14 protein-coding genes are annotated in these 15,156 nt (G+C 43.7%); 6 read left to right on the top strand and 8 right to left on the bottom strand.

Annotated elements, in window-relative coordinates:
- Positions 1-15: 15 nt before the first annotated feature.
- Positions 16-927, top strand: coding sequence for a hypothetical protein (locus PN447_RS13305; RefSeq protein WP_271763522.1), 912 nt, complete (start codon positions 16-18; stop codon positions 925-927).
- Positions 928-984: 57 nt separating this feature from the next.
- Here PN447_RS13305 and PN447_RS13300 read toward each other — a convergent pair whose 3' ends face one another.
- The 5 genes from PN447_RS13300 to PN447_RS13280 all read right to left on the bottom strand — a co-directional run bounded on the left by PN447_RS13300 (position 985) and on the right by PN447_RS13280 (position 7,278).
- Positions 985-1,698, bottom strand: a complete 714-nt coding sequence (locus tag PN447_RS13300) for a rhomboid family intramembrane serine protease (RefSeq protein ID WP_271763521.1) — start codon at positions 1,696-1,698, stop codon at positions 985-987.
- A gap of 49 nt (positions 1,699-1,747) precedes the next feature.
- On the bottom strand, positions 1,748-2,041 hold the full coding sequence (locus PN447_RS13295; protein ID WP_271763520.1) for a DNA/RNA helicase domain-containing protein: 294 nt from the start codon (positions 2,039-2,041) through the stop codon (positions 1,748-1,750).
- 495 nt (positions 2,042-2,536) lie between these two features.
- On the bottom strand, positions 2,537-4,264 hold the full coding sequence (locus PN447_RS13290) for a serine/threonine-protein kinase (protein ID WP_271763519.1): 1,728 nt from the start codon (positions 4,262-4,264) through the stop codon (positions 2,537-2,539).
- Between the two features lie 109 nt (positions 4,265-4,373).
- Positions 4,374-5,927, bottom strand: coding sequence for a YcjF family protein (locus tag PN447_RS13285; RefSeq protein WP_271763532.1), 1,554 nt, complete (start codon positions 5,925-5,927; stop codon positions 4,374-4,376).
- A gap of 166 nt (positions 5,928-6,093) precedes the next feature.
- Complete coding sequence (locus PN447_RS13280) at positions 6,094-7,278, bottom strand: NAD(P)H-quinone oxidoreductase subunit H (protein WP_271763518.1); 1,185 nt, start codon at positions 7,276-7,278, stop codon at positions 6,094-6,096.
- Between the two features lie 225 nt (positions 7,279-7,503).
- Between PN447_RS13280 and rsmH the strand changes: the two genes are divergently transcribed.
- From rsmH to PN447_RS13265, 3 genes are all read left to right on the top strand, one after another.
- Entirely contained in the window at positions 7,504-8,388 is an 885-nt protein-coding gene (gene rsmH / locus PN447_RS13275) for a 16S rRNA (cytosine(1402)-N(4))-methyltransferase RsmH (protein ID WP_271763517.1), read from the top strand.
- Between the two features lie 111 nt (positions 8,389-8,499).
- On the top strand, positions 8,500-8,670 hold the full coding sequence (locus PN447_RS13270; RefSeq protein ID WP_200986849.1) for a high light inducible protein: 171 nt from the start codon (positions 8,500-8,502) through the stop codon (positions 8,668-8,670).
- A 72-nt stretch (positions 8,671-8,742) separates the two neighbouring features.
- Positions 8,743-9,219 carry an orange carotenoid protein N-terminal domain-containing protein gene (locus tag PN447_RS13265; RefSeq protein WP_271763516.1) on the top strand — a complete coding sequence of 159 codons (477 nt, stop codon included), beginning with the start codon at positions 8,743-8,745 and terminating at the stop codon, positions 9,217-9,219.
- Between the two features lie 48 nt (positions 9,220-9,267).
- On the opposite strand, the gene PN447_RS13260 is transcribed toward PN447_RS13265, so the two are convergent.
- Positions 9,268-11,799 carry a sigma 54-interacting transcriptional regulator gene (locus tag PN447_RS13260; RefSeq protein WP_271763531.1) on the bottom strand — a complete coding sequence of 844 codons (2,532 nt, stop codon included), beginning with the start codon at positions 11,797-11,799 and terminating at the stop codon, positions 9,268-9,270.
- A gap of 56 nt (positions 11,800-11,855) precedes the next feature.
- Here PN447_RS13260 and folK point away from each other — a divergent pair, with 56 nt between their 5' ends.
- On the top strand, positions 11,856-12,368 hold the full coding sequence (folK, locus tag PN447_RS13255; protein WP_271763515.1) for a 2-amino-4-hydroxy-6-hydroxymethyldihydropteridine diphosphokinase: 513 nt from the start codon (positions 11,856-11,858) through the stop codon (positions 12,366-12,368).
- A gap of 68 nt (positions 12,369-12,436) precedes the next feature.
- Positions 12,437-12,985, top strand: a complete 549-nt coding sequence (locus PN447_RS13250; RefSeq protein WP_271763514.1) for an NUDIX hydrolase — start codon at positions 12,437-12,439, stop codon at positions 12,983-12,985.
- A 9-nt stretch (positions 12,986-12,994) separates the two neighbouring features.
- Here the strand turns inward: PN447_RS13250 and PN447_RS13245 are convergent, their stop codons facing one another.
- Positions 12,995-13,705 carry an HAD-IA family hydrolase gene (locus PN447_RS13245; RefSeq protein ID WP_271763513.1) on the bottom strand — a complete coding sequence of 237 codons (711 nt, stop codon included), beginning with the start codon at positions 13,703-13,705 and terminating at the stop codon, positions 12,995-12,997.
- A gap of 62 nt (positions 13,706-13,767) precedes the next feature.
- Entirely contained in the window at positions 13,768-14,958 is a 1,191-nt protein-coding gene (locus PN447_RS13240) for an NAD(P)/FAD-dependent oxidoreductase (RefSeq protein WP_271763512.1), read from the bottom strand.
- Positions 14,959-15,156: the final 198 nt, after the last annotated feature.

Below are 15,156 nucleotides of genomic sequence, written 5' to 3'. Positions count from 1 at the left end.
AAAAAACTAACAATTATGTCATCTAATGAACCTACCCCCAATGGGACTAATGAAGCTGAAACTCAACAACCCGCACCTGAAGCTGAAGAAGTAAGTATCGATACTGAAAATCAGGTAGAGATTGAAGAACCTGAAGCAATCTTTCAAGCTATTGGGGTAATTGTCGGGGATGTCAACATCAATGCTGATGGTAAAAACACTGTTACAATTAGTAATTTTGAATACCCACTTTTTTATATTCCCCAAAAACGCAAAGTATTTGACGCTCTGATTAAAGAAATAGAAACTACTGGGAACCGTACTTTTAGGTTGGTTGTTTATCCTAAAGTCATTCATTTTCCCCGTAGAGAGCAACCTCATAGCGTCACTTTTCAGCTAGTTGGCTTTGACAGAGGGCGAGAAAAACAGACAGTTTCAGCGGAGCTAGAAGACAACGAGTTTAAATTCTCAGGACTATGGCAATTTATCCCCGTCTGTCAAACCCCCTGTATTTCTGTTTTCCGCAATTTTACTCGCGAAAGACTTGAATATATTAAACAAGCGGAGGCGAGTAAAAAAGTCAAATTTATGAAGGCTAGCCATCTACCCTTATTCTGGAAAGACTCCCCGGTTAGACCTTTCCGATTTAATCCCAAAGCTGAAAAAGAAGACCAAGGACATGCGGTATTTGTCTCATTGAAAGCCAAATTTCTGCCCGGGCGTAATGTCTTCGGTTTTGTGGCGCTATTAGCGCCACCCCAAGAAACCGCACCTAGATTTCTCAAAGCATCCAAAAAGGATAAAGCCACGGCGCTGCAGGAATCTAGAAAAAATCAAACCACGGTACCGCCAGTATCCAAAAAGGTTGATACCAAGCCCAGCAGTAATCTACCAAAAACTATTATCAAAAAGAAGCCCCCGGAGGCTAAAAACGACAACGAGAAATAGGGTCAGCCCACAGGCGTGAGCCTGGGGCTAACCAGATGAACAATTTTCGCCCATTCCCTATGATTGAGAGGATGATTCATAGTATCTAATTGCAGCAGCACCAAGACATAATCCTAGTAATTGTACCCAGAAGGAGAAGTTAGCTGAGTTGACATCCGATGCAGTCATGTTTAAGCTGCCAATGCCATAAAATAGCTGTTTTATAAACCACCAAAATAGGTAAGAATAGGCAGGTAATTCTACTGGTATGTATAAGATTAACAGGGGCATGATAGTATCAATTTTACCTTGAGGGAACTTGCTGAGGTAGGCTCCTAAGATAGTGGCGATCGCCCCATTAGCGCCAATTAATGGTACTGTCAAACTCGGTTCTAAAATAATTTGTGCTATTCCCGTGAGTATCCCCCCACCTAGATACAAAGCCAGGACACCTTTATAACCGATGACACTGGACAAGGTTTTACCAAAAACCCATAAAAATATCAGATTTCCCACAATTTGACTAATACTACCATGGAGAAACATGGCTAAGAAGAGGGAAGGTAAACGCCAGAAAACAACCACCCAAGCAGCTGGATTTAAATAGATAGCATGGGTAATTGCACCACTAATCTGAGCGGGAATCAAACCCCAGCTATCAATAAAAGACGCTAATTCCCCGGTTATTCCTAGTTTTATTTGCCAGAGAAATATAGCAATATTAGTACCAATCAGCCAATAAATAACAATTGGTGGATGACGCAGCCGAATATGATCACTAATAGGAATCATCTATCTCATTTTTTGCCTCAAACCAACCCACCATATCAACTCTGTGGAATTATACAAGATAGCCGGAATTTGTCAATAATAAATGGCGGTTTTTCTCCTGGGAAATCTGTTGAATTAATTGATGTCGTTGTTGTTGGGATGTACTCTTACTACTAGAACGATTACAGGTATGGGCTTCATCCACAATTACCAAATCTGGACAGTGGGTAATAAAACTAGCCCGACGGCGTTCTGCTTTGGCATAATCGAGGCTGACAATAATGTGTCGATAGTAACTAAACACATGGGAACCATTAGGTATTGCCAGTTCTAATTTAGAAGGTGTACCAGAACGCACTACCACCGCATCAATATGGAAATTATCCCTTAATTTTCAGTGCCATTTGTCACACATGTGAGGAGGAAATAAAACCGGTATCCGTCTGACCTCTCCCCTATCTATAGCAGTAACCACAAGTGTTAGGACATTTCCCTGCTTGTTGTTCCCCAATCCTTCCCAATCCTTCCCAATCCTTCCCATTCCCTGTTCCCTTAAAACCACAATTATGATGTCCTAACGTGTATGCGTAGTGCTATAACAGTTCCCGCGCAATTAATCCCGCTTTTACAGAAAAACTTTCTTTTAATTGCTAGTTCATAAATATAGATCCCGGACTTCTTCAAGAAGTGCGGGATCTAAAACTCACGGCATAATCCCACGTCTAGTCATGGGAGTATTAACAGCAAGCAATGCCTTATTTAATTTACAAAAATATCCACAGGTAATGGACTTTTATCACCAAGCCATATGATCAACAAGTAATTAAAGCCCGTTACCAGAACCAGCCAAGGCAATTATCTAACGAACATTTACCTCTTGCAGTTCCTTCTCTGGGTGAAAATTGTCATTTTTAGCGGTCAAGGAATTCAACGCCACATTTACACCTTCATTGTGAAGTTGCTGCCGTTGAGTATATTCATCCAGTTTAGCCCGAGCTTGGGGGTAAACAGAACTACTTTTATGAATTTTCCGCAGAAACTGGATAGCACCATTAAGGTCGCCAACAGATGCTTTGATATTGGCACGATGTAAAAAATAAGCCGCTCTAATCTGCCGCTTTTGGTCGTACTCGGCTATTTTCTCTTGAACTAAGGTACCAGCAGTACTGTCGGGAGGAATTTGGCGCAGATATTCTATAGCCGCTGAAAATTCTCTATCTACAGCTTTTGCATAGGCTTTTGATAACAAATCGTGTGTTTGTATGGCAATGTTGGCTTGTGCTTGCTCCACCAGTTTCTCTACTTTAGATTGCCAATATGAAATATCTGGTAATTTCGCCCGCACACTTAAAACATCTGACCATCTCTCCTCATTCAGGGCTTGTTGGGCAATTTCGTATTGTTCAGCCGCCAATGGCCATTTGCCCTGCCATTCTTCTATATTAGCTTGAGCCTCGGGGTAAACATTGCTGTAAGCAGGAATTGATTCAGCCAACGCCAGCGCTTTTTGGAAATTGCCTGTTTGATATTCCTTTGTGGCTATATCTAATCTGTGTATTTCGGAATATGCAGGAGAATTATCCATTAAAGAACATGCTGCTAATCCCACTAATAAGGAATTGGCCGCCAAGCCTACTTTCATCCCTGAAAATACTGGGGAGGATGTAGTAAAAGTAGGTTGTGTGTGTGGATTGTGATTTTCAGCCCTGATGATTTGATGGAGTTGAAGGGGTATTTTAGGGGCGTTGAAGACTTGATTAAGGGTATATAAGACCTCAGCCGCAGACTGAAAGCGATCTTGGCAATCATAGCAAATCATTTTACTGAGAATACCAGCTAGCTGATCACTCACTGATATATCTTCAGTCCGCCAGATAATCTCACCAGTTCCAACATCTAGTTTTAATTGCAGTGGTTCTAGTCCTGTTAAGGCTTGAATGGCAATCATACCCAAAGCATAAATATCACTATTGGGCAGGGTTTGACCAATAAATTGCTCTGGCGATATGTACCCCAGTGCGTTTACAGGAAGGTCATAAATAGGTAGCTCCCCATATGCGCCTAAATCAACTGACTCGATTAAACCGAAGTCGATTAAAGCTAATTTGCCATCAAGAGTACGTCTAATCAAGTTTTCGGGCTTAATATGGCAATGGATCACACCTTGAGAGTGAACAAAATCTAAAATACCTAGGGTATCTTCTAACAATTCTATAACTTCGGTTTCCGTCCACAGACCTCCGCAGGAATGCTTGATGGGTAATTCCTGACTCAGGGAATGTCCCTCTACAAATTCCTGTACTAAGTAGAAATGCTCATTTTCTTCAAAATAGGCGACAAACTGGGGAATTTGACCATGGCTTCCTAGACGCTGCAAAGTTCCTGTTTCATTGAGAAAGCAAAATCTTAAACTGTCTAAGTAGCTGGGGGGAAATTTGTCCCCGTTAATCTGTTTAATCGTGTATTTGCTATTTCCCGGGTGGTCTCTATCTATGGCGATGTATGTTTCGCCAAATACTCCTGCACCCAGGCTTTGGATAACTTGGTAACGTGCTTGTAGTACTTTACCGATCATGTGATCATTCATGAGCTGGTTACTAAATAAGGCCTTATCATATGTTTCGCTAGATCAAGAGTTTTTCCGGAAGTCTGGGAAATAAACCATGCTAGCGTCCATTTTTGAAAGCCCAGTCACTTTACCCTTTGGTTTCTTCGTCCTGTGAAATCACCTGGGTGTTATTTGTTAAGGGTTTGACCACCCGCGCGATCGCTTCTTGCACAAAAGCTTTGATAAATTCATCCCTGCGGTTTAATTTAAATTGTTCCTTGACTACCTCAGTCATACCACCATCACCCCAATCTTGGTCATGGCGAAAATACTCAATAAAACTTTTACCCGCAATCCGTGTTAAATAAGCTACCGTTACCCCTTGAATTGCCCGACCAATGACAAAGGTGGCTACATGAAATTGTAAAGCTGTAGATATTAATTGAATTGCACCTTTGACTATACCTAAACTAGCGATGGTCTTGGCTATGGAAAGAGCTAACTCTTTACCCCGTTCCATGTTCAGTTCACAGCCGTAGACTCTGCCAATCTCCACCACCATTTGAGCATTGACAGCCGCAGTTGCCAGTAAATCTACTATTGGTAGAGGTGTAACTGATACTACACCAGCCCCAATCCACCCAAAGCGATCAACTATTTTGTCAGCTTGACGACGACGCTGGACATCAATCAAATTTCGCGCCTCTTCTCCCAGGCGTAGGGATTGCAGAAGAATATTATCCGCTACCAAATCCTCACCTTCAGCCCGTAAAATCGCCGCCATCCGCCGCAGCAACGGGATAATATCCGCTTCTGGCTCTAGGGTTTCGCCAGTTTCTAGTTCTGCGGTTTGAGGATTAGCCGCGATCGCAATCACATCATTGGCGGCAATAAATCCGTGTACCCGTTGACGTAACCGAGCCAGGATAGATTCTTGATCTTCATCTGTATATAAATCAGTTTTATTGAGAACCAACAGCGATCGCTTACCAATTTCCGCCAAACTGCGCAGGGGTTCATATTCAGAAAGTCGCAAATCATTATCTACCACAAATAACAGTAAATCTGCTGAAGTTGCTAGTTCTCGGGCTAATTGTTCCCGTTCGGTTCCCTCCACCCCGGCTTCTAAAATCCCCGGAGTATCGGTAATTAAAATCTTGCGTTGTAATCCCTTCAACCGCAAACAATAGGTTTCCCCCACCTGGGTAGTCCCCATGGGCGCATTTACCTGACCGACTATGCGCCCCATAATGGCATTAACTAAAGAAGTTTTACCAGCACTACCTGTACCAAAGACAACTACTTGAATTTCACCCCGCGCTAGATTAACTTCAATTTCTCGGGATTTACTTAATAAAGCTTGTCGGGCGACTTCATCTTGAATTTGGGCTACCTGTTGTTTAACAGCTTTTAATGTACTCGAAGCCGCATCAGATTTAGCAGCGGGAATTTCTGCAGCCGTAACTCGTCGGGCTGGGCGGTGCGATCGCCTTTCCCCGGATTGAAGTATCAATACATAATAAACAAAAGCCGCAACCAACCCCCCAATCAATAAAACCAACAACAACAGCAGCAAATTACCCAGCAGTGGCGAATAGGATAACTGCCAGTAAAGCCGAGACAGTGAGTCAATCAACCAGAGGCTTAATCCCAAAATGACGATTAAACCTACAATTAGGGTGACTATACGCGACAAAGGCATAGATGGCACAGTTAGTTAGTGGGTGTTCAGGCTGATGTTTTGAGTTTTTTTGGGGTTTCGGTATACAGACACACAGGGATGAACAACTAGGAGATTTATTGTCAGTCTCTGGGGAGGGATATGAGGTAGAAACTAATGCTCACTCCCCAATCCCCTCTCCAGTGTACTATCTGTCCACAGATCCCATGATCACGTCAACACTACCAAGAATAACCACAATATCTGCAACTTTCATCCCTCGTAGGAGTTCCGGGACAATTTGCAGGTTGTTGAAGTCAGCGGCGCGAATTTTCCACCGCCAAGGGAAGCCATGGTCATCACCGACAAGATAAATTCCCAGTTCACCTTTACCGCTTTCCACACGGGAATAGATTTCGCCTTTGGGCATTTTAAAAGTAGGTGCAACTTTTTTCCCAATATACTGATAATCAAAGCCATACCACTCGGATTTTTTCCCCTCTGCCATGCGCTTGGCTTCCAGGTTTTCGTAGGGACCCCCTGGTAGTCCTTGAATTGCTTGGCGAATAATCTTCACAGATTCGCGCATTTCCCGCATCCGCACCATGTAACGGGCTAAACAATCCCCGGCGGTTTCCCATTGCACATCCCAATCAAAATCGTCGTAGCACTCGTAATGGTCAACTTTCCTTAAGTCCCATTTAACCCCAGAGCCGCGTAACATGGGGCCAGATAATCCCCAGTTAATGGCTTGTTCTCGGGTGATGGTACCAATACCCTCAATCCGCCGGCGAAAGATGGGATTATTGGTAACCAAGCGCTCGTACTCGTCAACTTTGGGGAGAAAATAGTCACAGAAATCTAAGCATTTATCAACCCAACCATAGGGTAAATCAACTGCTACGCCACCCACACGGAAATAGTTGTGGTTTACCATCCGGTATCCCGTGGCGGCCTCCCACAAATCATAAATCATTTCCCGTTCTCGGAACTGATAGAAGAAGGGTGTTTGCGCCCCCACGTCAGCCAGAAACGGACCAAACCACAATAAGTGGTTAGCAATTCGGTTGAGTTCTAACATGATCACCCGAATGTAGCTGGCGCGTTTGGGTACGGTTATACCTGCTAATTGTTCCGGGGCGTTAACGGTTACTGCTTCGTTAAACATACCCGCGGCGTAGTCCCACCGACTGACGTAGGGAACGTACATGACAGTTGTCCGGTTCTCGGCAATTTTTTCCATTCCCCGATGTAAATAGCCGATCACCGGTTCACAATCAACCACATCCTCCCCGTCCAATGTCACAATTAACCGCAAAACCCCGTGCATTGAGGGGTGGTGTGGCCCCATATTCAGCACCATAGGCTCGGTGCGGGTTTCTAGTCTGGCCATAAGTTCGGTGTTCTCCCATTATGAAAATTTTCACTTCAACCCCATCATCCCCACCAGGCTCGATTGTTCGTTTCTGCCAAAATCAGTTTGTCAGGGAAATAGTTTTCAGAAGTCGCTCTAGCAGCGTCTACATCTATTACCCATACAGAGTATGTTGGAGATGGGTCCTAGTGAGGGGATTTTACTTGATGTTTCAATTTGTTTCACTTCTTCAACTATTATTATATGGAGCTTGAGATTCAGGGAATTGTAGGCGCTGAATTTCTTCATGTGCCAGTTTTAAGCCGAGAGGTCATTGATGGGTTGGCGGTACGCCCTGGGGGCCATTATTTGGATGCAACCGTGGGCGGTGGTGGCCACAGTCGCTTGATCTTAGAGGCCGCTGCTAATGTGCGGTTGACGGCTATTGACCAAGATGAGGATGCTCTGCTAGCAGCCCAAAAGCACTTGGCTGAGTTTGGTGACCGGGTGCAGTTTGTCCTGGGCAATTTCTCATCTTATCAATATACTCCCCACTCTTTTGATGGTATCCTGGCTGATTTGGGTGTGAGTTCTTACCATTTAGACCAGCCAGAACGGGGTTTTAGCTTTCGCCACACCGCTAATCTGGATATGCGCATGAACCAGGGTCAATGTTTAACCGCCGCTGATGTGATTAATCACTGGGATGAGCCGGAGTTGGCAGATATTTTCTTTAAGTTCGGTGAGGAACGTTTATCCCGCCGCATCGCCAGGCGCATTGTGGAAAGACGACCATTTCACACTACTACGGAATTGGCAGAGGCGATCGCCTCTGCTGTCCCCCGTCAATACCGTTATGGTCGCATTCACCCTGCTACCCGTGTTTTTCAAGCTTTGCGCATTGTGGTTAATGATGAGTTACAGTCTTTGGCAACTTTTTTACAGCAAGCCCCCCATTCTCTGGTTCCCGGTGGTCGAATTGCCATTATCAGCTTTCACAGTCTGGAAGACCGCCCCGTCAAGCATGATTTCCGCAATTCTCCTTTGTTAAAGGTCTTGACTAAAAAACCAATTACTGCTAACGAAAAAGAATTGGCTGAGAATCCGCGATCGCGTTCCGCTAAGTTGAGGATAGCTGAAAGGCTATGAATACTATTTAGAACTTTTTTGCAACTTTTCGTTACACTTTTTAAAATATCTGTTACAGTAATTAATAGAGAAAACAAAAACCTCTGTTAAGTCCTATTCCGGTGATTCAAGATGAAAACTACAACTACACCAGCTCCAGAAAACCGTAACGCGTGGAATTGGGGATTCACTACCCAAACCGAAAATTGGAACGGTCGTTTAGCAATGATTGGTTTTTCAGCTGCTGCTTTAATTGAAGTATTTACTGGTAAGGGCTTTCTCCACTTTTGGGGTATCCTCTAAAAACTAACTTTTGTCCCAAAAACATCAAGTATCAGAGTAATTTAACACTTGCCAAAAATTTTGGGTAAAAATATGAACGCAATCACACCTTTAGAAAATAGTGTATTGAATAGCACTAATTTGTTAACATCCCTCAGTGTAGATGACCAGTTAGCACTGCTGTGGTATGTATATACACAAATGGGTCGTTCTATTACCCCAGCCGCCCCGGGTGCGGCAAGGATGCAGTTTGCTGAGGGTGTGCTTAATCAAATCAAGCAGATGTCTCATGGTCAACAGTTAGAAGTGATGCGAGACTTGGCTGCTAAAAGAGATACACCAATTAGCCGTTCCTACGGAATTTGGAGCGTTAACACTAAATTAGCTTTCTGGTTTGAATTATCAGAGTTGATGGTTCAAGGCTTCGTGGCGCCCATACCACCAAACTATCAAGCTTCTGGTGATGTAGTACAGGCGCTAGAATCTATCAAGGAACTTGATTTTGGTCAACAAATCACAGTCCTGCGAAATGCTGTCGTCAACATGGGCGTAGACCCTTTCGCTGAGTAGAACATTTAAGTATTAAGATATATGACATACTTTTTGGGGAGTATGTCACTAAGAAAAAAAACCCACGATAATTATCCACATACTCACCGCCAAACCAAGAGTAGCTAAATGTTGCCAAAACATAGCTGCCATGGGTTGGCGGGCTATTTTTTGAGTTAATATGATCGTGAATAGAACTGAAAAAACCAGAGTTGTACCCTGCAAAAACTCAATTACAGCCGGATGAGCCACCAAAATCGGTAATTTCTCCCCCTCTAAGCCAAAAGTAGCAAAACTGACCGGTAAAATCCGTCCAGCTTCACCCAAACCCAGGCGCAAATAATGAGCTAAGTTACCCCCCAGTACCAATGGTAAGTAACCATAGGTAAGTTGCACAAATGGTCGAGGTTTGCGGCCAAATTTAGTTAACTGCATTAAAGCGTAAGCAGCAAAAACTACAGTAGTCGGGAACATCAAAGTTATGACAGAAAGTCCCAAGTGTTGCCAAAATATACTTAAATCGATTTGTAACCCTAACCAAGATTGTAACTCTGGTAAGCGGTGGAGATACACCCCACCCAAAAGCAAACATAATAACGCCACTTCATAGCTGCGGGGTGTGTGGGTTGTCCACAGTTCCACAGCAGGGAGACGCAAATTGAACTCTACAGAACGATGGGGACAAGCTTTGAGACAGGTCATACACAGTACACAGTCACGATTATCTAACAACTGTGCCGGGTGAGAATATAACGGACAGCCATTAGTTTCCATACCTTCCCCCTTTTGGAGACCGCCTTTGTAACATTGGTAAGTTGTACAACCAGCAGAACAGATACCCTGTTGCGCCCGTAGTTCCGTCATGGAGAGTTTAGCAAATAAACCATTCATACCACCAATGGGGCAGAGATAGCGACACCAAAACCGCCGTTCCCAAATGGCTGAGAAAATCATCGCCCCTGCGGTAATTAACAGTAGCAAACAAGCGGAAAGATAAGCTGTATTTTGTAAGTCCCAGATTTCCTCCCAGAGGAAAATCAGGGTAAACAGTGCAAACATCAACCATCCGCCCCATTTTTCCGCTTTTTGCCGTGGCCATGTTTTCAGTTGTCTGGGAAACAACCAGAGAGAAATTTTTTGCGTAATTTCCCCATAGATCATAAAAGGACAGACAGAACACCAGATCCGACCTAAAAAGGGGAAGAGAAATAGGAAGAAAGGCCACCACCAAGCCCAAAAGAAATTTAAAACCAAATTGCGATCGCGTGTTTGCGGTCCAAGGAATAAAATAGCAATCATCACAGGAAACGCCGCCACGGTCAACCCATAATTAATCCGATTTGGCCACCAAGGACTGCGGAGAAATTTCCGCAACCCCGGATAAGCATTCAAAAGATTGAGACGTAATTGCTTTTTCTGGGTTTGAGCAGACCAAAATAGTTCTTCTGTCAACTCTGTTCCATCACCCAGCTGGACAATAGCCCGTTCTACAATATTTTGTAGTTCTTTGAGATTACCGGGGAAATCGTATGACTGTAAACGACGTAGAGCTTCTGGGGTAATTTGGGGTTTAGTCAGACCTCTAGCGCGAACATAAAGACTGGTGTAATATTCTACTTGTTTTTGAATATCTGTTTTTCGTACCCTTAGGGGTGGTACTTTAATCGTCAGACCAACCCACCGTTGAATATCCGGCTGAGTTTTTTCAGCAATAATCATCACCCGGGCTTTGCAGTCTTGAGGTTGAGGATGTGGTTCTCCCCCAGAAGCGACGGGAGTATATTTCCCTGTTTCCAGCAACTTGACTATAGAGGGTAATAATTCCGGTGGTAATTCTTGGATGTTGTTCAAAACTAGAGTACCTTCCCCTAGCCATTGTATTAGTCCGGGTTTCCCACCTGCACGACCCCACAAATCCACCCCACTGGGGGTAATCATTCCACAGTTGAGCTTAATAAGCGGTTCTCGCCGTTGGGGTGAACCGTAGTGAATGAGGGCGGCTATATTATCTTTGTCTAAACCTGGTTCGCCGAAAATCTGTACAGATTGGTTAGTGGTAGCGGCGACTCTAATTTGGTCTCGTAGACGTACAGCATAGCGACTAGTACCGACAATTCCCCTTTGGGCTTTGGTCACCAGATATGGACGCAAAGCCAGATTACGTTCTTGTACATGCAAAAGTGCAGATTTGACCTCAGCCAGTTGTTGAGCTAGTAACCGGGAAAAAGCCTGGGTGATTTCTGGGTATTGGGCGACTAATGAGCGAAATTTAATTGCAGATATTACCCACAAATGACATTCAGTCACGGTGGTAATTGTGTTAGGGGTTAACTCATTGAGGAGCAATTCCCGCAGGAGAATGATGGCGCTATTTTGAGTTAGGGAAATGTCTGAGTAATTTTGATTCCCAGTCTGAGCTTGCAGTTGACCCTGTTGTAGAATATAAAGGGCTTGTGGGTAAGTTCCTTCACTAACTAAAGTATTTCCCGCGGGTAAAACTTTTTCCTCCACTGCTTGGGCGATCGCATCTAGCACCCCGGGGGTGAGAATTCCTAAAGTTGTGCGTTCTTGTAGCCATATAACTATTTCTGGAGATGTCACCATATTCGGTTCTCCTCAAATGCACAGAAGGCTGATGTTAATATCATACAATACAAATGCTTAACTCAATCATCAAAAAACCAGGTAAACTTAGTGCTATTGCCCTGGGTAGTAATATTGGCGATTCCTATAAAATTTTAACAGCAGCTATAGAGACATTAGCCAACACACCGGGGATGAAGCTAGAAGCTCAATCTAGCTGGTATCGTACTAAACCCGTCGGACCACCCCAACCAGATTATTTAAATGGTTGTGCCATTTTCCGGGTGCAAATGTCACCACACTTATTATTAGAGACCTTATTGGCTACAGAAGCAAAATTTGGGCGGGTGCGTCAAGAGCGCTGGGGTGCGCGATCGCTGGATTTAGATTTGTTATTATATGATGACTTAATCATAGACACCCCCCAACTGCAGATTCCCCATCCCCGCATGGGATCTCGAGCTTTCGTATTAATACCACTGGCTGAAATTGCGCCCCATTGGGTAGAGCCGACTTCTGGAAGTAAGATTCAAAACCTAGTAAAAGAGGTAGACTGTGCCGATGTAGTTTTATTCTCCACCCAATAACTTAAAAAAATATACGGTTTTTGTTCACAGCAGTTAGTATATGTATCCAGATATAAAATAAATTTACTATGCCACTAGGTAGAGAATTACCACAGCTGCTAAAACAGTGCTTATTTTATAAAGGTCGCAAGTTTGACTTTGAAGTCAATCGTCTGCGTTTACCCAATAAAGCCGAAGGGGAATGGGAATGCATTCGTCACCCCGGCGGAGCCTTAGCTGTACCCATAACAAAAACAGGTAAACTAGTACTGGTGCGCCAGTACCGCTTTGCCATTCAGAGAAGAATATTAGAATTTCCCGCCGGTACGGTAGAAATCAACGAAGATCCCCTGAAGACAGTACAACGGGAAATTGAGGAAGAAACAGGTTATACCGCGCATAAATGGGATACACTGGGTGAATTTTTCCTCGCCCCCGGCTATTCTGACGAAATCATCTATGCTTTTCTGGCGCGAGATTTAGAAAAGCTGGAAAACCCACCCAAAAAAGATGAAGATGAGGATATCGAAACTGTACTATTAACACCCGAAGAACTGGAGAAAGCTATTCTCCGGGGAGACGCCATAGATGCTAAAACCATTTCTAGTTTTATGCTAGCGCGCCCCTTTTTGCTTTAACACCTAGCTTCACACCTCCCCCTCTCCTGGGTCAGGAGAGGGTATAGGGTCAGATTCTGGCTTTTCCTCAGAAACTTTCTCGCGATTAATCCAAATACCTCTCAACCCAGCAGCTTTAGCACCTTGATAGTCCTCCACAACACTATCACCAATGTGCCAAGCGGCTTGAGGTGGACAATGATGTTTTGCTAAAGCCAAGGCAAAAATCTGCGGGTCTGGTTTAGCAACACCCGCTTGGGTAGAAATGGTAATAGATCTAAAATAATTACTCAGTTCTAAACCTTGCAAGACCGAGAAAAGTCGGGAATCAAAATTAGAGACTACACCTAATTGAATACCCTGTTCTCGCCAGTGGTTCAAAGATGAGAGGACATCAGGATAAACGAACCAAGGTTCCCCAGTCCCAAAGTGAATATAGAGTTCACTAAAAAAATCGGAAAAGTCAGAAAATTCTGACATAACCCCGGCGCTTTCAAAAGTATTGTAGACAATTTTCTGCCACCAATCAAACTCACGCTGGGAAAGATCATCTAAGTGTGCATCAGGAAATATGGGTGGAGGGGAAGCTGCAAAGCTTTGTTTAAAGGCTGTATCCAATATTTCCGCAGAAACTTCAACATCAAATTCCTGGGCTATTTGACTATAAATTTGGCCTACACTGCCTTTAACGCCGAACAGCGTACCCACAGCATCTAAAAAAATAACTTTCGGTCGTTCCATCAAACCTAGTAAATTAATTATAAATATGAGATTTGAGTTGTTGGTGAAGACACCAAATACTACTAGGATAGTTTATCTATAATGGGACGAACTAGCCAATTAAAACCAACCTTGAGTTGATGATCTAAACTAGGCATCCGATAGAGATAAGCCAGACGACGAGCAACATATGCCAAAAGCCCATCTAATTTCACACCTAAACCGGTGAGGGTAGCATTATCTTTACCCAAAGCCATCATTTCCCCTAATGGCTGGTAACGGAAACTAAGTAAAGGGCGATTAGTCAGAGAAGCCCAGATATTCCAAGCAGTATAATCAGCTTGTTGAAAAGCAACTTGGGCTGTAGCGGGGACTTGTTGACCCTCAGCATCACGACAGTCTGCTAAATCCCCCAAAGCAAAGATTTCTGGATGTTCTAAGACTTGTAAGGTGGGTGTAGTTGTGATTTGACAGCGTTGATTTTGCTTTAAATCCAGGGTGCGGACTACAGGTGCTACCGTGGTTCCCACAGTCCAAATCACTAAATCTACAGGAATTGTATCTATTTGAGTTTTATATTCTAGGGAAATGGTATCTTCACCAATTGATTCTACCTTGGTTTCTAAGTCTAGAAATACCTGCTTGGCTTCTAAGGCTTTGGTAGCAGCTTCGCGGTTAAATTCTGGAGAAGTGCGTAAAATTTGATCACCGATTTCAATCAGGCGCAAACGTCCCCTTTCCCCTAATCTATCTGCGAGTTTACAGGCTAATTCTACACCACTGTAACCAGCGCCAACAATGGCGACGCGAATTTTATCCGCGTCGGATTCTTCTAAGACTCGCAGACGTTCTTCTAACCGGTAAGCGTCCGTAAGGTTGCGGAATGGATAAGCGTAAGATGTGGCACCGGGAACCATATCTAAGGGTGTTTCTCCACCCAAAGCTAATACTAACCTGTCATAGGGAATTTCTGGGCCATCCTGTAACTGTACCCGTTTTTGCTCGGTGTCAATTCCCGATACCACACCTTGGTAAAAACGTACCCCTGTACCTTGTAATAACTCCTCAAAGGGGGGCGCAATTTCCCAGGTCTGCATTTCCCCTGTGAGTAATTCGTACAGTAATGGTAAAAATATAAAGCGATCGCCCTGGTCAACTAGGACAATTTCCGGTTTTTCCCCCTTTTCCCAGGGTAACTGACTTAAGCGCAGGGCGGTATAGAGACCACCAAAGCCTCCACCCAATATACATATTTTAGAAGTTGGTTGAGTCATGGCTCCTATAGGTTCATCAATACTAACTTCAGTGTAATCAATAAATGTTCAATAAACAAAAAAAGCCTGGTTGCGCTCATTACCAGGCTTTTAAGTTGAAATTGATTGCAGGAGGAGGTAGAAGACGGAAATTACCAACCAGGGATTATTGCAGATTTACCTTGACAACTTTTTTCTTTTCTTCTTCAGCTTTGGGTA

This window comes from Anabaena sp. CS-542/02 (assembly GCF_028331085.1).
GTDB lineage: Bacteria > Cyanobacteriota > Cyanobacteriia > Cyanobacteriales > Nostocaceae > Anabaenopsis > Anabaenopsis arnoldii.
This window is presented reverse-complemented; position numbering and strand designations above follow the sequence as displayed.

Bases quoted from the DNA above. Each gene is read 5' to 3' on its own strand.
- PN447_RS13305 (WP_271763522.1), top strand. From the start codon at position 16: ATGTCATCTAATGAACCTACCCCCAATGGGACTAATGAAGCTGAAACT.
- PN447_RS13300 (WP_271763521.1), bottom strand. From the start codon at position 1,698: ATGATTCCTATTAGTGATCATATTCGGCTGCGTCATCCACCAATTGTT.
- PN447_RS13290 (WP_271763519.1), bottom strand. From the start codon at position 4,264: ATGAATGATCACATGATCGGTAAAGTACTACAAGCACGTTACCAAGTT.
- PN447_RS13285 (WP_271763532.1), bottom strand. From the start codon at position 5,927: ATGCCTTTGTCGCGTATAGTCACCCTAATTGTAGGTTTAATCGTCATT.
- PN447_RS13280 (WP_271763518.1), bottom strand. From the start codon at position 7,278: ATGGCCAGACTAGAAACCCGCACCGAGCCTATGGTGCTGAATATGGGG.
- rsmH (WP_271763517.1), top strand. From the start codon at position 7,504: ATGGAGCTTGAGATTCAGGGAATTGTAGGCGCTGAATTTCTTCATGTG.
- PN447_RS13270 (WP_200986849.1), top strand. From the start codon at position 8,500: ATGAAAACTACAACTACACCAGCTCCAGAAAACCGTAACGCGTGGAAT.
- PN447_RS13265 (WP_271763516.1), top strand. From the start codon at position 8,743: ATGAACGCAATCACACCTTTAGAAAATAGTGTATTGAATAGCACTAAT.
- folK (WP_271763515.1), top strand. From the start codon at position 11,856: ATGCTTAACTCAATCATCAAAAAACCAGGTAAACTTAGTGCTATTGCC.
- PN447_RS13250 (WP_271763514.1), top strand. From the start codon at position 12,437: ATGCCACTAGGTAGAGAATTACCACAGCTGCTAAAACAGTGCTTATTT.
- PN447_RS13245 (WP_271763513.1), bottom strand. From the start codon at position 13,705: ATGGAACGACCGAAAGTTATTTTTTTAGATGCTGTGGGTACGCTGTTC.
- PN447_RS13240 (WP_271763512.1), bottom strand. From the start codon at position 14,958: ATGACTCAACCAACTTCTAAAATATGTATATTGGGTGGAGGCTTTGGT.